At 72.6% G+C, this 20,843-nt stretch carries 15 protein-coding genes; 3 read left to right on the top strand and 12 right to left on the bottom strand.

Annotated features, from left to right (window positions below):
- Positions 1 to 150 precede the first annotated feature (150 nt).
- The 3 genes from ABD817_RS31500 to ABD817_RS31490 form a co-directional block, all read right to left on the bottom strand.
- On the bottom strand, positions 151 to 2,091 hold the full coding sequence (locus ABD817_RS31500) for a GTPase family protein (protein ID WP_344921902.1): 1,941 nt from the start codon (positions 2,089 to 2,091) through the stop codon (positions 151 to 153).
- Positions 2,088 to 3,947, bottom strand: a complete 1,860-nt coding sequence (locus ABD817_RS31495; RefSeq protein ID WP_344921901.1) for an ABC transporter — start codon at positions 3,945 to 3,947, stop codon at positions 2,088 to 2,090. The genes ABD817_RS31500 and ABD817_RS31495 overlap by 4 nt, the downstream gene beginning before the upstream one ends.
- 259 nt (positions 3,948 to 4,206) lie before the next feature.
- The gene (locus tag ABD817_RS31490) at positions 4,207 to 4,893 is read right to left on the bottom strand and encodes a response regulator transcription factor (protein WP_425583428.1); all 687 of its coding nucleotides are present in this window, start codon (positions 4,891 to 4,893) and stop codon (positions 4,207 to 4,209) included.
- Positions 4,894 to 5,025: 132 nt separating this feature from the next.
- On the opposite strand from ABD817_RS31490, the gene ABD817_RS31485 reads away from it, so the two are divergent.
- On the top strand, positions 5,026 to 5,391 hold the full coding sequence (locus ABD817_RS31485; RefSeq protein ID WP_344921900.1) for an iron chaperone: 366 nt from the start codon (positions 5,026 to 5,028) through the stop codon (positions 5,389 to 5,391).
- Between the two features lie 74 nt (positions 5,392 to 5,465).
- On the opposite strand, the gene ABD817_RS31480 is transcribed toward ABD817_RS31485, so the two are convergent.
- From ABD817_RS31480 to ABD817_RS31465, 4 genes are read right to left on the bottom strand one after another with little or no spacing between them, the layout of a single operon-like run.
- Positions 5,466 to 6,056 carry a hypothetical protein gene (locus ABD817_RS31480; RefSeq protein ID WP_344921899.1) on the bottom strand — a complete coding sequence of 197 codons (591 nt, stop codon included), beginning with the start codon at positions 6,054 to 6,056 and terminating at the stop codon, positions 5,466 to 5,468.
- Positions 6,057 to 6,105: 49 nt separating this feature from the next.
- Positions 6,106 to 7,371: an ABC transporter permease gene (locus ABD817_RS31475; protein WP_344921898.1), complete on the bottom strand. Its 1,266-nt coding sequence runs from the start codon at positions 7,369 to 7,371 to the stop codon at positions 6,106 to 6,108.
- The gene (locus ABD817_RS31470) at positions 7,368 to 8,186 is read right to left on the bottom strand and encodes an ABC transporter ATP-binding protein (protein WP_344921896.1); all 819 of its coding nucleotides are present in this window, start codon (positions 8,184 to 8,186) and stop codon (positions 7,368 to 7,370) included. Before ABD817_RS31470 ends, ABD817_RS31475 begins: the two co-directional genes overlap by 4 nt.
- Entirely contained in the window at positions 8,183 to 9,355 is a 1,173-nt protein-coding gene (locus tag ABD817_RS31465) for an efflux RND transporter periplasmic adaptor subunit (protein WP_344921895.1), read from the bottom strand. The genes ABD817_RS31470 and ABD817_RS31465 overlap by 4 nt, the downstream gene beginning before the upstream one ends.
- A gap of 147 nt (positions 9,356 to 9,502) precedes the next feature.
- Here ABD817_RS31465 and ABD817_RS31460 point away from each other — a divergent pair, with 147 nt between their 5' ends.
- Positions 9,503 to 11,485, top strand: a complete 1,983-nt coding sequence (locus tag ABD817_RS31460) for an efflux RND transporter periplasmic adaptor subunit (RefSeq protein ID WP_344921894.1) — start codon at positions 9,503 to 9,505, stop codon at positions 11,483 to 11,485.
- 153 nt (positions 11,486 to 11,638) lie between these two features.
- Here the strand turns inward: ABD817_RS31460 and ABD817_RS31455 are convergent, their stop codons facing one another.
- From ABD817_RS31455 to ABD817_RS31440, 4 genes are all read right to left on the bottom strand, one after another.
- Positions 11,639 to 13,027: an ATP-binding protein gene (locus ABD817_RS31455; protein ID WP_344921893.1), complete on the bottom strand. Its 1,389-nt coding sequence runs from the start codon at positions 13,025 to 13,027 to the stop codon at positions 11,639 to 11,641.
- 63 nt (positions 13,028 to 13,090) lie between these two features.
- Complete coding sequence (locus tag ABD817_RS31450; RefSeq protein ID WP_344921892.1) at positions 13,091 to 13,798, bottom strand: response regulator transcription factor; 708 nt, start codon at positions 13,796 to 13,798, stop codon at positions 13,091 to 13,093.
- A gap of 34 nt (positions 13,799 to 13,832) precedes the next feature.
- Positions 13,833 to 15,023, bottom strand: a complete 1,191-nt coding sequence (gene lhgO, locus ABD817_RS31445; RefSeq protein WP_344921891.1) for an L-2-hydroxyglutarate oxidase — start codon at positions 15,021 to 15,023, stop codon at positions 13,833 to 13,835.
- 39 nt (positions 15,024 to 15,062) lie between these two features.
- A complete protein-coding gene (locus ABD817_RS31440; RefSeq protein WP_344921890.1) occupies positions 15,063 to 16,088 on the bottom strand; it encodes an NAD-dependent epimerase/dehydratase family protein in 1,026 nt (341 codons plus the stop codon).
- A 327-nt stretch (positions 16,089 to 16,415) separates the two neighbouring features.
- Between ABD817_RS31440 and ABD817_RS31435 the strand changes: the two genes are divergently transcribed.
- Positions 16,416 to 16,793, top strand: a complete 378-nt coding sequence (locus ABD817_RS31435; protein ID WP_344921889.1) for an STAS domain-containing protein — start codon at positions 16,416 to 16,418, stop codon at positions 16,791 to 16,793.
- Between the two features lie 147 nt (positions 16,794 to 16,940).
- On the opposite strand, the gene ABD817_RS31430 is transcribed toward ABD817_RS31435, so the two are convergent.
- A complete protein-coding gene (locus tag ABD817_RS31430; RefSeq protein WP_344921888.1) occupies positions 16,941 to 20,792 on the bottom strand; it encodes an SCO7613 C-terminal domain-containing membrane protein in 3,852 nt (1,283 codons plus the stop codon).
- Between the last annotated feature and the right edge of the window lie 51 nt (positions 20,793 to 20,843).

Raw genomic sequence — 20,843 nt, 5'->3', positions numbered from 1 at the left:
GCGTGACGCGCCGACCGGCCCCGACCGGTCCCGCGCGACCGCGAGGCGGACGCGGATGAGCGCCTCCTGAGAGACGGATACCGACCCCTCCTCAGGATTCGTCCCCCTGCGCACGGGAGGCGCTCGATCCCCAGCCGACCGCCCCCCTGACTACTTGCGGGCGCCGTCTCCGGCCACCGCGACCGCCTCGGTGAAGTGCTGATACCGGGTCAGCTCCTCCTCCACGGGGTCCAGCACCAGCTCGCGGCCGACCTTGTCGACGCTCGATCGCAGCGCCTTCGCCGCCCTGCGGGCCCGGCGTCGTCCGCCGAGCCAGGCGGCCACCCGGGAGAGCAGCGCGATCAGCAGGCCGAGCAGGACACCCCCGATCAGCAGCGTGGTGGGCCAGGGCAGCTCTCCCACGGTCGGCATGTAGAGCTGCGGAAGCCGGAGATAGTCCAGACCGACGAGGGCGAGCAGCCAGATCACTCCGGCGAGCATCGTCGCGAGCACCAGCCACTGCGCCAGACCGGCCACCCGCCACCACAGGGGCCGTCTGGAGACCCCCAGCGAGGTGCTGGCCACCGCCTTGTCCAGGCCGTCCTCCAGCTCGTCCCCGTGTGACCTCGCCGCCTGCCGTACGGCGGCGGCCCACGGCGCGGGAAGCCCCGAGGCGGCGGCCCCGGCGGCCTCGCGGATCGCGGTGTCCATCCGGGAACGCTGGACGACGGTCGCGACGGGGATGGACGTCCTTCCGACGACGCTGCCCGGCTCCAACGGCTCCCCTGACGCCACCGGCTCCGCTGCGGAACGGCTCCCGGCGTCCAGGCGGAGGCGGCGGAGCGGATCGGGCCGCAGACGGCGGATCCACCGGGTGGGCGGCCATCCGGTGGCGGCGATCGAACGGTGCCGGTGGGACTTGGCCACGGCCTGGACGACGACCGGCACCCCGGCGGCCTGCGACAGCGCGTCCCTCAGCGGCCTCGCCAGGCCGTCCGGCCTGCTCTCGACGCCGGGAGGGGTCTCGCCGGGGGCGACGCCGGACGCCTGGAGGAGCGCGTCGGCGGCCATGCCCGCGTCGGCGGCGAGGCGGGCGGACCAGGACCGCCGGTCGGCGACCCGGGAGGTGAGCAGCGAGCGCAGCTCGGGGACGCCCGCGCCGGTACGGGTGGACACCCCGACCACCGGGACACCGGTCAGGCCGTCCTCGTCGAGGAGCCTCCGGAGGTCCTTCAGGCACCGCTCGGCGGCGGCCGGGGAGAGCCGGTCGATCTGGTTGAGGACGACGACCATGACCCCCCGGTGCCGGGCCAGCGGCCGGAGGTAGCGGTCGTGGACGGCCGCGTCGGCGTACTTCTGCGGGTCGAGCACCCACACCAGCAGGTCGACCAGCTCGACGAGCCTGTCGACCTCCATCCGGTGCGACGGCTCGATCGAGTCGTGGTCGGGCAGGTCCAGCAGGATCAGCCCGGCGGCCTCCCCGTCCATCCCGGAGACACCGGACGCCCGCTCAAGGACATCGGGCACCTGCCCGGAGACGGCGGACGCCCCGGAGACAGCGGACGGTTGAACGGAGGCGCCGGAGGGCTGAACGGAGGCGTCCGACGGCAGGACGGCGGCAGACGCCGGATTGCCGGAGGCGAGCGGGACACCCGCCGTCCCGGACCCGCTCGCCCCGGCCGACCGCCCGGTGCCGGACCGGGGCTCCTCGCCGTTCCCGTGCCACGGGTCCTGAGCGGCCCGGCCGGAGGCGTCGAGGAGCTCGTGGCGGCGGGGGATCTCCAGCCAGTCGAGCAGCGGCCCCGCCCCGGCGCCCTCCCAGAGGGCGGCCTGGGCGGTCGAGGTGGTCGGGCGGGTGACGCCGACCGTGGCGAGCGAGGTGCCCGACAACAGGTTGAACAGCGAGGACTTGCCGCTGCCCGTGGCTCCCGCCAGCGCGACCACGGTGTGGTCGACCGACAGGCTCGCCCGTACCCCGGCGCGGGAGATCACCGAACGCGCGGCGGCGACCGCGTCGGCGTCCAGCCTCCCGTCGGCCAGGTCGGCGGCGCGTGACAGCGCCGCCAGCCGGTCGTCCAGCGAGACCGTCTTCTCTCGTCGCAGCAGCTTCACGCCTGGCCCGCCTCTCCCGCGCCGGTGGCGCGCGGGACGCCGTCGGTCGCGCGTGGAAGGTCGTCGGGCGGTCGCCGGGACTCCTCCACGGCCATCGGGACGGAACCCGCCGGGAGGACGGCCCGCCGGTCCGCGACGGGGAACTCGCGCAGGTGCTCGCGTACGGCGTCGGAAGTGGCGCGGAGGGCGGGGGCGGTGCCCTCGGGGGGCTGGACGGCGTCCAGCAGGTCGGTGAAGCGGTCGGCGTCCTGGCCGAGGAGGATCACCACCCGGGCCCGCAGGTCGGAGCGGGCCTTGACGGTGAGGTCGCGGACGGCCTGGTCGCCGAAGACGGCCTCCAGGACCTTCTGGCTGAGCACGCTGGTGCCTCCGGCGATGCCGACCTCGATGCCGGTCAGGCCGCCGGTCGAGGCGAACACCGCGATCATCAGCAGCAGCCCGGCCCCGTTGAGACCGAACGAGGTGACGCGGGCGGTGGTGCGTTTGTCCGCCCCCTCCTCGCGGACCAGGTCGAGCACGTACGACTGCCAGCCCCTGACGGCCTCCTCGGCCCTGGCGGGCAGGTCGGCGGAGGCGCGGCCGAGACGCCCGGCGACGGCGACCCCCTCGCGTTCGAGGAGGGCACGCCCCGAGGGGTGGGAGGACCACGACTCCAGCAGGCGCTCTGCGGCACTGTCGGCCGAAGCCCTGATCAGCGCCTCCACCCCGCTCTCCAGCGCGGTCCGCAGCTCGCTCTCGGGCGCGGGCCGCCCGGTGACGAAGGCCACCACCCGGTCCCTGAACCTGCCGACCCGGCTCTCCAGGGAGCGCATCAGGTCGCCGGTCCCGATGAAGTCCTGCCAGCGGGCCAGGACCTCGCCGCGCAGCAGCGACCCGTCCCGCATGCCCTCGTCGAAGGAGGCGAGGCCCACGGCGTAGGCGGCGTCCGCCATCGAGCGGAGCTCCTCGGCCCCGGTGTGCTGGCGGTCGACCGCGGAGGCGAGCGCGGGCACGCGGGTGGAGAGGCTCTCCAGCGCGCCGGACAGGGTCTGGCGTACCACCTCGGCGCGGGAACGGGAGTCGGCGGCGATGGTGACGAGCCAGTCGGCGATCGGCTGGACCGCCTGGCGCGGCAGGCGGGCGTTCTCGTCGGGCAGCACCAGCTCGGGCACCTCGAACAGGTGCGTCCCACCCAGGCCGTTCGCCTCCAGCAGCCGGTCCAGGTCCTTGCGCACCACGCCCATGGCCTCGGGAGGGACCCTGGACAGGACGACGGCCAGGGCCGTGCTTCGCTCCCTGGCCGAGCGCAGGAAGCTCCAGGGGACCTCGTCGGCGTACCGGGCGGCGGTGGTGGTGAACAGCCACAGGTCGGCGGCGGCGAGCAACTGGGCGGCCAGCTCGCGGTTGGCGGCGACGATCGAGTCGATGTCGGGGGCGTCGAGCAGGGCCAGCCCCGGCGGGACGGCGGCGGCGGTGACGACCCGGAGCGTGCCGGGCTCGCCCCTGCCGCTCCCGGTGACGCGCGGCAGACCGGGCAGGACGTGCTGGGCGGTGAACCACTCGCGGTCGACGGGGCTGGTGACCAGGGTGGGGGCCATCGTCGTGGGACGCAGCACGCCCGGCTCCGAGACGTCCTCGGCGACCAGGGAGTTGACCAGCGTGGACTTCCCCGCCCCGGTGGAGCCGCCGACGACGGCGAGCAGCGGGGCGTCGATCGCGCTCAGCCGTGGGATCAGGTAGTCGTCGAGCTGGCCGGTCAGCTCGCGCAACGCCCGGCGGTCGGCCGCCACGTCGCCGATCGCGAGGGGGAAGAGCTCGCGGTCGAGGTGCCGCCGCAGCTCCCGCAGCGTCTCCAGAAGACCGTCGTTGTCGCCCATAGGTCGATCCTGCCCTGCGAGCGCCCCTCTAGACGCGTTTGGCCCCACCGCTCGACCGGGTTACGGGGGCGAACTCGGTAAAGCGGTGGGGCCCAGCCCTCGGACCTCATCCGGGGCCACTGTGAGCTCGTCTCCCCCGCAGCTGGAGGCGAGCCCGAGCCCATCGGATGCTTCCGAGGTGATCGGGGGTCGTGCATTGTCTATTTGAACACACAAAACTCAGAAACGGGTCAGCTGAAGCTGAATATCGGCTGAAAGTTCAATCACTGTGGGGCGGTCGCAGCACATAGCCCACTCCGCGGAGGGTGTGGATGAGCCGGGGCTCGGCCGTGTCGACCTTCCGGCGCAGATAGGAGACGTAGGACTCGACGACCCCGGCGTCACCGCCGAAGTCGTAGTTCCAGACGTGGTCGAGGATCTGCGCCTTGGACAGCACCCTGCCGGTGTTGACCATGAAGTAGTGCAGGAGCTTGAACTCGGTCGGCGACAGCCGCACCGGGACGCCGGAGCGCCAGACCTGGTGCGCCTCCTCGTCCAGCTCCAGGTCACCGACCTGAAGGCGTACGGGCAGGTCGAGGTCTCCCCTGGTACGGCGGAGCACGGCCCGGATGCGGGCGAGGACCTCCTCCAGGCTGAAGGGCTTGGTCACGTAGTCGTCGGCCAGCCGCAGCCCGGCCACCTTGTCGTCGGTGCCGTCCCGCGCCGTCAGGAAGAGCACGGGCATCTGCCCGCTCATCTCCCGCAGCCGCCCCGCCACCGCGAAGCCATCCATGTCGGGCAGCATCACGTCCAGCACGACCAGGTCGGGACGGATGCGCTCGGCGAAGTGCACGGCCTCCCGGCCGTCCACCGCGGTCACCACCTCGAACCCGGACAGGCGCAGGCTGGCCGAGAGCAACTCCCTGATATTCGGTTCGTCGTCCACGACCAGCAATCGGGCTTCCACTCTGTCCAGCACACCCCGAGGCTCGCCCACCTCTCTGGAACGCAGCTCAGCCAGGGCTGAACGTTTCCTGAGAACCCTCTCAGGACGTGTTTGGGATGTAGCTCAACGTCCCGTTTCACGTACGCTCGGGTCATGGTGCAAAGCCAGGCGACAGACGTGGACGGCTACCTCGCCGAAGTGCCCGAGGAACGCAGGGAGGCCCTGGTCCGGCTGCGTGAGCTGTGCCGTGCGGAGCTGCGGGGATTCACCGAGGTGATGGCGTACGGGATGCCCTCCTACGCGCGAGACGACGTCGGGGAGATCGGCTTCGCGAGCCAGAAGCAGTACATCTCCTTCTATCTGATGCGCGGTGATGTCCGCGAAGCCTTCGCGGAGCGGCTGGCGGGCCATGACATGGGCAAGGGCTGCCTGCGCTTCCGCAGGCCGGAGAAGATCGACTTCGAGCTTCTCCGGGATCTGCTGCGGGCCACGGCGGCCGGACCGGGCAAGATCTGCTGACCGCTGTCTGTTATCCGCTGACCGTTGCCGCTCGTGGGAACCGGTTCACCACCACTTCCAGGGACGGCCCGCGCTCAGCGGCGCCCGCCGCCCTCGTTGATGACGGTCGCGGTCACCGATCCGTCGTCGGCCGTGGCGCCCCGTACGACCACCGAGCCGCCGGGCTTGAGGTCGCCGACCTTGCCCTCCTTCGTGACGCGTACGGATGTCTCGTCCGTGGTGTTCACGGTCACGACCGAGCCGTCCGCCGTCTGGACGTAGACCTTGCCGCCCTCGACCCGCTGTACGGTACCGGAGGTCATCCCACCCCGGCCGCCACCGCCCTGACCGGCTCCCTGGCCTCCCTGGCCTCCCTGACCTCTTTGTCCCTCCTGGCCTCCCTGACGGCCCTGGCCGCCCTGCTGGCCGCCGCCGAAGCCGCCGGGACTCGCGCCTGCCTGTCGCATCGCGCCCGCGGGGATGCCGGACGGGCCGCCCATCGCCTTCTGCGCCTGGATGCCCACGATAACCCCCGCCACGAGCATCACCCCGGCGCCCAGCACGAGGGTGAGCGTCGACAGGCGGCGCGGCGGCCGGGCCGCCAGCTCGCTGTCCAGGTCCCCCCGGAACGGGGAACCCTCCAGGGCTCTCCCCGCCGGAACCGTCTCGTCGGCGTTGCCACCCATGTCTCTTCTCCTTGCCTATGCCGCGCCTATGCCGGGTAAGCCGTACGGGTCACTCGTGACGCAGGGCCTCGATGGGCCGGAGCCTCGCGGCCCGGTTGGCCGGGTAACCGCCGAAGAACAGCCCGATGCCCACGGAGACGCCGAGGGCGAGCGCGATCGAGGACGGTACGAGCACCGGTGAGATCCCGGCGATCGTGAAGCGGGTCCCGGCGAACGCGATCGCGACGCCCGACAGGCCGCCCACCAGGCTCAGCACCGTCGCCTCCAGCAGGAACTGGCCGAGAATGGCGCTTCTGGGCGCGCCGATGGCCTTCCTGATGCCGATCTCCCTGGTCCGTTCGGTGACGGTGACCAGCATGATGTTGGTGATGCCGATGCCGCCGACCAGCAGGGAGATGGCGGCGACCGCGCCGAGCAGGGCGGTGAAGATCCCGACGGTCGAGCTGACGGTCTCCTGCAGGGTGGCCTGGTTCAGGATCCGGTAGTCCGCGACGCCCGTCGGGGTGATGCCGTGCCGCTGGTTGAGTACGGCGGTCACCTCCGCCTGCGCGGAGTCGGTCGCGTCGGCGCCGGTCGCCTGCACGATGATCGAGCCGAGCGCGCCGAACCCGGTCAGGCTCTGCTGCACGGCGGGCAGCGGCACGACGGCCACGTCGTCGGCGTCCTGCATGCCCGACGAACCCGACTCCTTGAGCACCCCGATCACCGTGAACGGCACCCCGGAGACGCTGACCGGCCTGCCGACCGGATCGGCCGTGCCGAACAGTTCCTCGGCCACGGTCCGCCCGATGACCATGACCTTCCTCGCGGCGAGCACGTCGTCGTTGACGAAGTAGGTGCCGCTGTCGACGGGCTTGTTCGTGGCCTCGAAGTAACTGGGGTAGGTGCCCACGAGCTGCGCGATCGTGTGGCTGGAGCCCTCGTGGACGGCGGTGGCCGCGTTCGCGGTCACCACGGGCGACACGCTCCGCACCGAAGGGACCTGCTCGCGGTCGGTCAGCGCCCTGGCGTCCTCCAGGGTGAGCTGCCTGGCCTGGGTACGCGGGCCCTCGTTCTGCTGGCCCCCGGCCGCCCGGCCCCCGCCACCACCACCGCCCCCGCCTCCTCCTCCGGCGAAGGACGCCGAGACGGTGAGGGTGTTGGCGCCGAGCCGCTGGATGGACTGCTGGATGCTCTGCGAGGCACCCTCGCCGAAGGCGACCAGCAGGATCACGGCCGCCACCCCGATGAGGATGCCGAGGGTGGTCAGGAAACTGCGCAGCTTGTTGGCGGCCAGCCCGCGAAGCGCGAACCTCAGGATTTCGAGCCGGCTCACGCGCCGACCTCCGGCGTGCGAGGCGGGAGGCCGCCGACGGGAGCTTCCGACATGTGAGCCTCCGGCACACGGGGCGAGAGGCCGTCGGCGGGAGCCTCCGCCATGCGGGGCGGGAGGCCGTCGGCGGGGGCCTGACGGCGGTCCTCGACGATCCGGCCGTCCACCAGGCGGATGACCCGCTTGGCGTGGGCGGCCACGTCGTCCTCGTGGGTGATGAGCACGATCGTCCTGCCCGCGACGCTCAGCCCGTCGAGGATGCCCAGCACGTCCCCGGTGGAGGCGGTGTCGAGGTTGCCGGTCGGCTCGTCGGCGAGCAGCAGGGCGGGCGCGGTGACCAGCGCCCTGGCCACGGCCACCCGCTGCTGCTGGCCGCCGGAGAGCTCGTTCGGCTCGTGGCGGACCCGGTCGGACAGGCCGACCTGCTCCAGGGCCGCGAGGGCGCGGGCCCGCCGGTCGGCGGCGCCGACCCCGCCGTACGCCATGGGCAGCTCGACGTTGGCGAGCGCGCTCATCCGGGGGATGAGGTTGAACGACTGGAAGACGAACCCGATCTTCCGGTTGCGGAGTACGGCGAGCCTGCGCTCGTCCAGCGAGCCGACGTCGGTGCCGTCGATGCGGTAGGCACCGGAGGTGGGCACGTCCAGGCAGCCCAGGATGTTCATGAGCGTGGACTTGCCGGAGCCCGAGGCGCCCATGATGGCGACGTAGTCGCCCCGGTCGACGGTGAGCGACACCCCGCGCAGCGCCCGGACCTCGGCGTCCCCTTTGCCGTACACCTTGGTGATGTCCGTGAGGGACAGGACGGGGACGGTCATTGGCCGTTCCCTCCCCCGACGGGGCGCATGCCGCCTCCGCCACCGCCGCCACCGCCGTTGCGACCGCCGCCCCCTCCGCCGCCTCCGCCGCCGAAACCGGGGAAGCCGCCCTGCGGGGTGGTCTCCGTGGGCACCGGGCGGACCACCTGGTCGCCCTCGGCGAGCCCGGACTTGATCTCGGTGAGCGCGTCGCCCTTGATCCCGATCTCCACCTGGACGGGCAGCTGGCGGCCGTCCCGCAGTACGGTCACCGTGCTCCGCCCGCCCGCAGTGGAGAGCACCGTGGAGGAGACGGCGAGCACGTCCTCGGCGCGCTGGACGACGACGCCGACCGTGGCCGTCTGGCCGAGCCTCACTTCTTTCGGCACCTCGGTGAAGGAGATCGTCACCGGGTACTGGACCACGTTGTTGCTGGTGGTAGCGGTCGGCTGGATCTGGGTGACCTTCCCGGAGGCGGTGACCCCGGTGAGCGCGTCGAACCCGATGGAGGCCGTCTGGCCGACCTTGAGCTTGGTGACGTCTGCCTCGGTGAAGGTGCCGACGAGTTCGAGCCTGCCGGTGTCGGCGAGGTCGATGAACCCGCCCGAAGCGTTCGCGTTGGCGTTGGTGTTGGCTCCGGACCCGGCTGAGTTGTTCGCGTTGGTCGCGGCCTTGGCGGCGACGCCCGAGGAGCCGCCGACCGTGCCGTTGACGGCGGTGACCGTACCGGCGAACGGCGCCTTGATGACGGTGCCGTCCACCGCGCGCTTCGCGGACCGGTAGGTGTTCCTGGCCGTGACGTACTGGGCGTAGGCCGAGGCGGTCGAGGTGTCGTCGTCCGCGGTGTCGAGGGCGGCGGCGGCCGCGTCCAGGCTCTCCTGCGCCGAGTCGTCGTCCAGCCGGGCGAGGATCTGCCCCGCCGTGACCTTCTCCCCGGCCTTGACGTAGATCTTCTCGACGGTGCCGTTCGATCCGAAGGCCAGCGACCGCGCGCGGGCACTGGCCACGGTCCCCGAGGCGGAGACGGAGGCGGAGACCGTGGCCCGGGTCACCGGCACGGTCCGCACCGCGGCGTTGGCGGATGAGGGCTCGCCGCCGAGGGAGGAATAGGCGATCACCACTCCGCCCAGCAACAGGACCCCCAGGGTCCCGTTCACGATCAGCGCTCCGCGCTTGGTCGACAGCTTCACAGCGCCTGACCCTGGCGTATCAGGCTTGGACCCACCCCGGCGAAGGCTGAAGGTTTCCTGCAGACCGTGCTTTACCTTCTTCGATGCACAGCAAACCTTCAGGGACCTGTGAGCATGCTGTGAATCAGGCGGTCCAGGATGTCGGCCATGAGACCGACCCATCTCCCGAAGAAGCTGCGCGTGGGGGGACTCGCCCTGGCCGCCCTCGTCCTGGTGGGCGCGGGGGTGGTCGTCGCGCTCGACGGCGGCTCCGACCAGGCCCCCCGGGTGGAACTGGCGTCCGCCAGGCGCGGGACGGTGACCGCCGCGGTGTCGGCCGCGGGCAGCACCGTGGACGACGGCACCCGCGACCTGGCCTTCGGCGGATCGGGGACGGTCACGAAGGTCTACGTCAAGGCCGGGGACAGGGTCGGCAAGGGAGACGTGCTCGCCAGGATCGGCTCCGAGCCCGCACGCGAGCGCTACGACGCCGCGAAGGCGCAGCTTGCGGCGGCCGAGGAGGCGCTGGACACGGCGGGAAGCACGCCGGAGAGTACGGGCACGACCGGGGCCAGGCAGCAGACCGGGGACCAGGGCGGGGGGCAGGGCGGGGAGCGTACGGCGGACCGGTCCGGGGGGCAGACGGGATCCGACCGGTCGGGTTCCGACAGGCAGAACGGCTGCGAGCCCACCCCGACGCGGCCCCCGGGAACGGGCGCCACCTCCACCCCGACCGGGACGCCGGGGCCCGCGCGTACGCTCTCACCGTCCCCGGCACCCACGCCGACCGGATCGGCGCGGACGATACAGGTCGTCCCCGCGGGCGGGATCGTGCCCGCCGGGTACCGCTTCACGACGGCACCCACCCCTACCCCCACTCCCACTCCCGTTCCGGCGCGGAACTCCGCGTCCGCGTCCGTACCGGCGCGGCCCTCGGCTTCGCCCTCGGTCTCGTCCTCGGCATCGGCGTCCGCTTCCGCGTTCGGCAAGACCGCCAGGACCGCGAAGCCCGCGACCACACCGACCGCGACGGCGACGGCGACGGCGGGGCCGGGTGGCGGCTCTCCCCGGCCCGCGCCGACGGTCACCGTCACCGTGACGGCCGCTCCGACGGTGACCGTGACGGCCACCGCCATGGTGACGGTGACCGCGAGGCCGGACGGGCCTGGCGGGCCTGGCGGGCCGTCCGCGACCACCGGCCCCGGCCCCACGGATCCGTCCACAGGCCCGTCCTCGGGTCCGTCGACCGGTCCCGGCGAGCATCCCGGGCCGACGGCGAGTCCCACCCGTCCCACCGGCACGGCCGTACCGACCGCCACCGCCCGGCCCACCGCCACCGGATGCCCCACCCCGAAACCGGGGGCGAGCTCGGGAACGGGGACGGACCGGGGCACGTCCCCGAGCAGGAACACCGGACAGAACACCCAGCAGAACGTCCAGCAGGCTCCCCAACAGGGCCCTCAGCAGGGTTCTCAGCAGGACGGCGGGGCCGGGCGGGGGACGCTCACCGTGGAGCAGGCCGAGGCCCGCGTGAAGCAGGCCCAGGCGGAGCTGACCGACGCCACGGAGGAACTCGCGGGCGTGCGGATCGTCGCCCCCGCCGACGGCACCGTCATGTCCGTGGCCGGGGCGGTCGGCGACAGCGCGGGCACCGGCGCCTTCGTCATCCTCGGTGACCTGGACGAACTCCAGGTGGAGGCGCTGTTCACCGAGTCGGACGTCGGCAGCCTGAAGCCGGGGCAGCAGGCGGCGATCACCCTCGCCACGCGGCAGGGGGAGAAGTACACGGGCACCGTGACGGCGATCGCCCCCACCGCGACCACGAGTGACCGGCTGGTGAGGTACGGCGTCACGATCGCGTTCGACGAGCCCCCGGCGGACCTCCTGGTGGGCCAGACCGCCTCGGTCACCGTGACCGTCGCCGAGTCCGGGGAGACGCTCTACGTCCCGGCGCAGGCCGTACGGACCAGGGACGGGGTCTCCAGGGTCACCGTGCAGGGCGGCGCCGAGCGGGTCGTGGAGACGGGGGTCCGCGGCGACCGGTACGTCGAGATCACCTCCGGGCTGTCCGAGAACGACCGGGTGGTACTGCCCGGCGCGGCCGGAGGGGAATTCCCCGACAGCAGCTGGCCGGACCCCGGCACCAGCTGAATTAACCGGATTTAGTGGGACTCGACCGGGCCTGGAGACGAGAGGCGGCCGACTTCAGGGGCGGGAGTCGGCCCGCTCCGGGAGCGAGGCGGCCGGATGGGCCGGAGGGGGAGGTGGCCCGGCGGGGAGGCGACCGCCTGGACCACGCGAGGTTCAGTCGGATTCGGAGGCGAGGGGGAGGATCACCCGGAACGTCGAGCCCTTGCCCGGTTCCGACTCCACGGCGACACGGCCGCCGTGGGCCTCGACCATCGCGGCCACGATGGCGAGGCCGAGACCGCTCCCGCCGTCCTCGGGAGCGCGCCGCCCCCGGGCGGAGTCCGCGCGGTAGAACCGCTCGAAGACGCGATCCCGCTGCTCCGCGGTGAGGCCGGGCCCCTCGTCGGCGACCTCGATGACGGCCATGTCGCCGTCGCCGGAGAGGATCACCCGTACGGGGGTGCGCTCGGGGGTGTGGGTGAGCGCGTTGGTCATGAGGTTGCCCACGACCTGGCGGAGCCGTACCTCGTCACCGGAGACGATGAGCGCGGAGCCGTCCACCGAGAGCGTGACCTCACGGTCCGGGGCGAGGATGCGGGCGTCGTGGACGGCGTCGGCGGCGATGGCGAGCAGGTCGACCGGGCGCATGACCATCGGCCTCTGCTGGTCGAGCCGGGCCAGCATCAGCAGGTCGTCGACGAGCAGGCCCATCCTGACCGCCTCGGACTCGACCCGGCGCATCAGCGGCGTGGCGTCGATGCCGGGCGCCTGCCGGTAGAACTCGGCGAAGCCCCGGATGGAGGTCAGCGGGGTGCGCAGCTCGTGCGAGGCGTCCGCGACGAACCTGCGCATGCGCTCCTCCGAGCTGCGGGCCGAGGACTCCGACTCGGAACGGGCGCGGAAGGCCGTCTCGATCTGGGTGAGCATGCCGTTCAGCGACCGGCCGAGGCGGCCCACCTCGGTGCGCGGGTCGGCGTCGGGGACGCGGCGGCCCAGGTCTCCGGCGGCGATGGCCTCGGCGGTGCGCTCGATCTCCTCCAGCGGGCGCAGGCTCCTGCGGATGATCACCACACCGACCCCGGCGAGCAGCAGCACCAGGCCGCTCCCGCCGAGCAGCTCCACCAGCGCGAGCTGGCCGACGATCTGCCGTACCTCACCCATGTCCACGGCCACGATGAGGCTTCCGCCGGTGTCCAGCGAGGTCACCCGGACCCGCCAGTCACCGTTCTCGAACGCGTGGACGCCCTGGCCGGGGGGCACGTTCGGCCCCGGTTTGCCCTCCACGTCGATGCCGCTGAGCAGGACGAGGGTCCTGCCGTTCCTGCCTCGGAGCTCCAACCTGGCGTCGGACGGCATCGACTTGCCCATCAGCGCGACGGAGCCCCGGTTGTTCATGCGGCGCAGTGCGGAGTCGACGGTCAGGTCGATCTGGCTGTCGACGCGGTCGATCAGGTAACCGCGCATGATCGAGACGCTGCCGATGCCGATGAGGGCGAGCGCGATCGTGAGCAGGACCAGGATGACGCCGATCAGCTTCACCCGCAGGGGGGTCGCGTTGAGCATCACGTCACCCGCAGGGGGTTCGCGTCGGGCATCACGTCACCCGTGGAGGGGTCGCGTCGGGCATCAGGAGGCCGGTGGTAAGCGCAGCACGTATCCGACACCGCGCAGGGTGTGGATCAGTCTCGGCTCGACATTGTCGATCTTGCGGCGGAGCACGGAGACGTAGGACTCCACGATCCCGACGTCGCCCCTGAAGTCGTAGTCCCACACGTGGTCGAGGATCTGGGCCTTGGACAGCACCCGCCCCGCGTTCGCCATGAAGTAGCGCAGCAGCTTGAACTCCGTCGGCGACAGCGCCACCGCCCTGCCCTCGCGCCACACCTCGTGGCTCTCCTCGTCGAGCTCGACGTCGGCGAAGGTGAGCCGGGGCGGCCTGGCGACGAGGTCGCCGGAGCCGGTACGGCGCAGCACGGCCCGGATGCGGGCCACGACCTCCTCCAGGCTGAACGGCTTGGTCACGTAGTCGTCCCCGCCCGCGGTCAGCCCCCGGATCTTGTCCTCGGTGGCGTCCCGCGCGGTGAGGAAGACCACCGGCGTGTCACTGCCGCCGCCGCGCAGGCGCCGTACGACGTCGAAGCCGTCCATGTCGGGGAGCATCACGTCGAGCACGATGAGGTCGGGCCGGTGCCGTTGGACGGCGGCGACGGCGTCCGTGCCGTTGCCCGCCGTGTTGACACCGAACCCGGCGAACCTCAGGCTCGCGGCCAGAAGTTCGAGAATGTTGGGCTCGTCCTCGACGATCAGCAGACGGGCTTCGGGTGAGTCGGTCACTGGTCTATTTTCACCGGCCCACATGAGAAAGCAGTTAACTGGTCAACACAGAGGCTAACCCCACAATATGCCTGGCAATCGCCAAACTTGACGTGGCGGCCGGTGAGGGGGCGTTACGCACGAGGGCGACGCGGCCGTGCACGTCGATCGCGAAGTCGTCCAGCATGCCGCCCCGCCCGTCCACAGCCTGTGCGCGGACGCCCCCGGCGGTCCTGACCAGATCGGCGCCGGTCAGGGCGGGGACGTAGCGGCGCGCGGCCCGCAGGAAGGATCCTTTACCCATCGAACCGGCCACCTCCCCGATCCCGGTCCGCCAGTGCCTGGCCGCCAGCCGCCGGGTGCCCCGCCAGGCCAGGATCCTGCCCAGGTCGGCGAGGTCGACGTCCCGCCAGGAGTAGCCCTCCAGCGCCAGCGCCATGACCGCGTTGGGGCCGACCAGCACCTCGCCGTCGATCCTGCGGGTCAGGTGCACGCCGAGGAACGGGTAGCGGGGGTCGGGAACCGGGTAGATCAGCCCGCGGACCAGGCTCTTCGCCTCCCCGGCCAGCGCGTAGTACTCACCACGGAAGGGGACGATCCGGACATCACCGGGGACCCCCGCCATCCGCGCGACGGTGTCGGTGCCGAGTCCGGCGCAGACGATCACCCGGTCGAAGTCCAGCGTCCGCTCTCCCGCCGTGACGCTCACCCCGCTCGCGGTCTCCCGTACGGCGCGCACCGGGTGGGACAGCAGCACCGAGCCGCCGCGCTCCTCCACGTCCAGGGCCAGGCGCCGGGCGACGGCGGGGAAGTCGGTGATCGCGGTGTGCGGGGAGTGGACGGCGCCCACGCCGACGGCGTGCGGCTCGATCTCGCGCAGGGCCAGCGCGTCGAGCTCGGCGACGCCGGGGACCCCGTTCGCGCGGGCCCGCTCGGCGATCCCGCGCAGCTCGGGCCGCTCGGGCCCGGTGGAGGCGACGACGAGCTTGCCGACCTCGTCGTACGGGATGCGGTGCTCCGCGCAGTACTCCCTGAGCAGGGCCACGCCCTCCCTGCAGAGCCTGGCCTTGAGCGAGCCGGGGCGGTAGTAGATCCCGGCGTGGACGACGCCGCTGTTGTGCCCGGTCTGGTGGGCTCCGACGCGGTCCTCCTTGTCGAGGACGGTCACGGTGGCCCCGTAGGCCAGCGCCGTCTCCCTGGCCACGGCCAGCCCGACGATTCCCGCGCCGACGATCCCGACCCTCATCGCCGGTTCCTCCTTTGCCCGGTGGAGATGGAGTGCGTGTTACCGCGTGACACTACCCGCCAGTCTCCCGACCTTGTCGGTGGTGAGATGTCCTTCCTGGGCCAGCCAGCGCAGCGCGTCGGCGACGGTCTCCTGGACCGGCCGCAGTCCCACGCCGAGCGCCTCCAGGGTCGGGGTGTCGTACGTGCGGACCATCGTGACCATCATCTCGACGGCGTCCCTGGTCAGCGGGTAGTCGATCTCCTTGATCAGCTTCATCGCGTCGCCCATGGCCGCCGCGCCGCGCAGCACCGACCGGTGGATCCTGAACCTCCGGCAGCGGTTCCCCGTCACCTCGTCGCAGACGTCGGCGAGCTGCGCCCAGGTGAGGTAGTGCCCGCCCAGCATGAACCGGCGCGGCCCCCGCCCCGGTTCGAGGCAGCGGGCGAGCACGACGGCCAGATCCCGTACGTCGACGATGTTGGCGCCGCCCGCGGTGATCGGCCAGCCCTGTTCCAGCCCGGCGCGCAGGCCCTCCACCATCGCGTCCAGCGAGGGCTGGCACGGCCCGGTGACCCCGGCCGGGTAAACGATCGTGATCGGCATCCCCTGGTCCTGGAGCCTCCTGGCGTAGCGTTCGGCGGAGATCTTGCTCCTTCCGTACTCGTTCCTCGGCGTGGCGAGCGGGCTCTCGGTCGTGATCACCGGCCCGGCCGGGGGGACGAAGACGTTAACGGTGGAAATGTGCACGATCGGGTCGAGACCGAGTTCGACGGCCTGCCCAAGGACGTTCTTCGCCCCGATCACATTTGTGCCGTCCAGGTCTATAGCTCGGCCGATGACCCCGATTTCCGCGGCGGCGTGAATGACCGCGTCGCACTGTTCGAGCCCGGCCCGCACGGCCTCCGCGTCGCGGATATCGGCACTGTGCAGGGGAACCTCCCCCGTCACCCCGACGGCGGCCAGCACCTCGCGCGTTTTCTCCGGATCGCGTATGAGAAGAAGCGGCTCATGCCCGTCGGCGAGAAGCGCGGCGACCGCATGCGAGCCGACGAAACCTGATGCCCCGGTTATCAGAACGCGCATGCTCGAAAGTTAGCGGCAATCCTCACCACAGGAGAAGGGATAACCGGCCTGGTTCTTAACCGTCATTGCCAATGCGGGAAACACGTCCAGGCCGGTCAAGGAATACGTGAATATGTCGGGGCAATAAATCGCGATGCGGTCATTCGTTTTCGGTATGAGATCAGGCTCCGCACCGGCTCCCCGGGCGGATGGCGGCCGGTGGGCTCCCACAGCCGTTACGCACATGTCTCCCGCCCGTCGCCCACCCCGGTGGTGCGGAGGGGTATACCTTGATCAGGCCGGATGGCGGCCGAAACCGACCGCGTCACCGGGTGGAGATACGAGGCGATGAGCAGAGAACTCTCCATCGACGTCGATCACCACGGGCACGCGGACTGCGCTGTGATCACTGTCGCGGGTGACATCGACCGTAATTCCAGCGGACTGCTCAGGGAGACCATCGAACAGCTGGTCTCCGACTACCGCCCGCGCATCGTCATCGACGCCGAAGGCATCACCTTCTGCGACTCCACCGGGCTTCGGGTACTTCTGAGTGGCGCGCGGGTCGCCTCGGAGTCGGGCGGATGGCTGCGCCTCGCCGGAGTATCGGACGTCCTCAAACGCCTCCTGCAGATGACCGGCCTCCTCGTCTGGTTCCCCGTCGACCCCGACGTGGCGACCTCTCTCGACCACGCCGCCCGCCGCGACACGCAGTCCCCCGGCTGACCCCCGAACGACTCAACGCATCCGGCTCACCGGCTGAATCCCGAACGACCCAGCGCACCCGGCCAACCACACCGCCCTCCAGCTGACCCCCGAACGACCCAGCGCATCCCACCGACCACACCGTCCACCGGCTGAACCCCGGGCCACCTAACGCATCCGGCCGATCGCGCCCCGCAGGCGTCGTACGTCCCGCAGGCGCGCCTCGTAGGTCGCGCCGACGACCACGAGCAGCAACCCGCCCAGCGCCATCGGCACCCATCGGGGCACCAGCACGACCACCTCCGCGATCCACGGCGCCAGTTCGTGCAGGGCGACGACGGCCACGGTCAGCCCGCCGAGGACCGCCGGGGCCTGGAGCCGGAGCCGGGCACCGGCCAGCAGCACGGCCAGCGAGACCACGCCGAGCAGCAGCGGCCGGAGCCAGCCCGACCCGGCGAGCAGCGCGAACGTGCTGGGTACCAGGCTGGAGACGAGCCCGGGACCGTAGGCGCCCCAGGACGACATCTTCCCTCCGCGCGCCCGCCACCAGCCGAACCCCAGCAGCACCAGCGAGAACGGAACCGTGTACGCCTCGATCACGCTGATGTCGGAGGCGAGCAGCCGCAGCCAGGAGGCCAGCAGCAGGAGGCCCGTTCCGGCGTATCCGGCCCACCGCCGATCGGGCCGCAGCGCCGTACCGGTCATCAGCACGCCCGCCACGGCGCAGGCCAGGCTCGCCAGCGGCAGGTCGGCCGAGGCGAGCGGCAGGCCCGCCCCCACGAGGGCGTACCCCGCCGCCTCCACACCGACCGCGAACGACGCCTTCCTGAACCGGCCCGCCACGACCGCCGCCGCGCAGGCCACGGCGAGCGGGCCGAACGCCGCGTGCCGTACCGGCCAGTCCAGCGCCAGCCCGGCCGCCAGCGCCTCCCCGCCCGCCAGCAGCGTCGCCAGCCCGGCCGCGACCGGTGCCACCACCCGATCCCCGAACATGACCGGCGCCGCCCCCGCTTCCGTCCCCGTCCTGTCCCTCGCCCGGTCACCCAGTACGACCGCCACGGCGATCACCGCCACGGCGGGGAGGACGACCAGGGTCGCGGGCTCGCTCATGAGGGCCCAGGAGACGGCGACGAAGGCGGTCCACAGCGCCGCCACCCCGCCGAAGACCGCGTTCGCCCGGCTCCGCGCCGCCACCCACGCCGTGGGGACGACACCGGCGACGAACAGCCCCACCTCCACCCCGTACGGCAGGGCGACCGACACCGGCAGTGCCACCAGCACCGCAGGCCAGGCGAGCAGCACCGCCCTGGTCGCGCCCCGGCGCCGCGCGACCTGCCAGGAGACCAGCACCGCCGCCACGGCGACGAGGACAACCACCGCCACGAGCGTCGGATGGCCGCCCCCGGGACCTGTCACAGCCGTCCACGGCCGTACGAGGGGGCGGTGGAAACCGAGGATCGCGGTGACGGCGGCGTGCGCGGAGAGGACCGCGAGCACCGCCAGCACGACACTCAGCGCCAGCCCGGCGGACCGCCGGAGATCGCCGTTCTCCCCCGGCGTGCCCTCGGCCGAGGGCCCGGCCGTCGAGCCGACGCGCGGGACGAGGAGCACCGCGAGCGCCGCGAGCACCGCACCGGCGGCCAGGGACAGGGACAGGCCGTCACCCGAGGGAAGCCACCGGGTCCCGGCGGAGACGGCCCACATCAGGCCGGTCGCCGACAGCACACCGGCGACCAGCGAGACCGCCGCCGCCCCACGTACCCGGGCCGCGAACGCCGCCGCGCCCCACGCGACGAGCAGGACACCGAGCGTCGCGTACGTGCTGGACCGCTCGGCGAGCGCGGTGACCGTCGCCACCGTGGACACCGCACCGGCGGCGATCGCGAAGGCCCTCGCCCACCGTGGCCGCCCGGCCAGGGTCATGCCGGTCACGAGGACGACGGCCAGCGCCGACAGGACCGCGAGGTCCACCCCGTGCCCCCACCCGAAGGCGACGGGGGCGACGGCCGTCGCGAGCGTCCCGGCGGCGAGCGCGGCGAACCCCATGGCGGCCCGCCCCCGCGCGGCCGCCAGTGCCGAGGCGACGGCCAGCAGCCCCGCCACGACCGGGAACTGCGGGAACGGCGCGATCAGCTGAGCATCGGCGAAGCCCGGAGATCCCGACCACACATCACCGAGCCGGTTGAACGGGGCGAACAGCGTGAAGATCACATCGTTTACGAAAGGGAGCGCGGTGGCCGCCGCCAGCACCCCGGCGGAGACGGCACCGGCCGAGCGGACCCGTGGCTCGTCCAGGCCGGGCGCGTACAGCATGATCACCACCGTGAGCAGCGCCGCCACCGTGTACGGCACGGCCCACCAGGTGGGCGGCAGCAGCGGCCAGGCGGGGGCCGCCAGTCCCGCCGTCAGCACGAGGGCCGAGACCGCGGTGACGACCGAGAGACGGCCCGTGTCCCGTACCCCCCGCGCGACCGCGAGCCCGATCACGGCCAGCGTGACCAGCAGCAGGGCCTCCCAGAGCGAGACGATCGCCGGAGCGTCGCCGTGGAACGGCGCCAGCAGCCTCAGGAGCGATTCCAGAAGCCCGTGGCACACCCCCACCCCCCACACCACGCCAAAACAGACCGCGACCGTCCTCAGCGCCCCGCGCCCACCGGACGCGCCTCCACGCCCAGACACCTCTCCGCGTCCACCTGGCGCCTCTTCGGACACACCAAGCGCCTCCCCGGGTACGCCGGACGCTTCCCCGAGCACGTCGGACGCGTCTCCGGGCACCCCGGGCACGTTGGGCACCTCCCCGACCACCCCGGGCACGTTGGGCGCGTCTACGGCTACCCCGGGCGCCTCCCCAGGGATGCCGGGCGCCTCCCCGGGCACGCCGCCCCGCCCGAGCCGAACCGGATCATCGGTCGCTCCCTGCGCCCCGTCTCCGGACGCGCCCTCGACGTCGATCTCGGCTCGGGCCGTGCCCTCGGCCCTGTCTCGCTCCGAACCCGTGGGCACCGCCGCCCCGATGCCGAGGGGCCCGGAACTCCGTCCCGCCACGTGGAACACCAGGACGGCGGCGTCGGCGGCGGCCGTCGCGGCGAGCGCGGCGGTGATCCACGACGCCGTCTCGTCGAGAGCGAGCAGCGGGAGCGGGAACTGGGCGAGGACGATCGCGACGGGCAGCGGCAGTCGCAGCGGGAGGAGTCGCGAGTAGCCCGCCATGGCGAGCGCGACCAGGGCGAACAGCAGGGCCGCGTAATGGGGTCCGGACAGGCCGTCGGCCCCGGCCAGCCCCGTCCGCCGGGCCGCGTAGCCGTCCAGGAAGAGCAGCACCGCGCCGAGCATCGCGATGGTCTCGGCGGTGGTGACGAGCCCGCGCCTCACCAGGAGTCCCGGTACGGCGAAGGTCAGCCCGGTGACGGCGGCCAGGATCGCCGCCCGGCCGCCGAGGCCCATGCTCCCCCAGTTGACCACCGTGAACACCACGGCCGCGACGACCAGCAGCAGCCCGCCGAGACCGAGCAGCAGGTTCTGTACGGCCCGGGGCGAGAAGTCCTTCCCCGGCCCTGACACCGCCCTTGGCCTCCCGGCGGGCTCGGGAGCCGCCTCCGACCGCCCGGCAGGTTCGCCACCGGCCAGGCGCGCCTGCTCCTGCCCAGCGCTCTCCCGTTCGGCGGGTTCCCGCCCGCCCTGTGCCTGCCCGACTGGCTCCCGTTCGGCCCGCTCCTGCCCAGCGCTCCCCCGTTCGGCGGGCTCCCGCCTGCCTCGCTCCCGCCCGGCTCGCTCCCGTTCGGCCCGTTCCTGTCCGAGCAGGCCGAGCAGGTGGCCGCGCCGGGTGAGGAGTTCCGCCTCGCGGGCACGCAGCCCCGCGAGGGCACCGTCGAGCCGCCACAACTCGGCCGCCACCGGCCCCCTCAGGGGTAACGCGCAGCGCGGGCAGCGCTCGTGCGCCCCCGCGATGGGGGCCGAGCACTCAGGACAGCCCACCGGTGAGGGGGAACGGAGGCCCGCCGCCGGGTTATCGTCACGCATGGCCCGAAGGATGGCGCAAGCGGCTTGCCGTCCGCTTGCGTCGGATCACTC

The organism is Streptosporangium oxazolinicum, assembly GCF_039537505.1.
Taxonomy (GTDB): Bacteria; Actinomycetota; Actinomycetes; order Streptosporangiales; family Streptosporangiaceae; genus Streptosporangium; species Streptosporangium oxazolinicum.
This window is presented reverse-complemented; position numbering and strand designations above follow the sequence as displayed.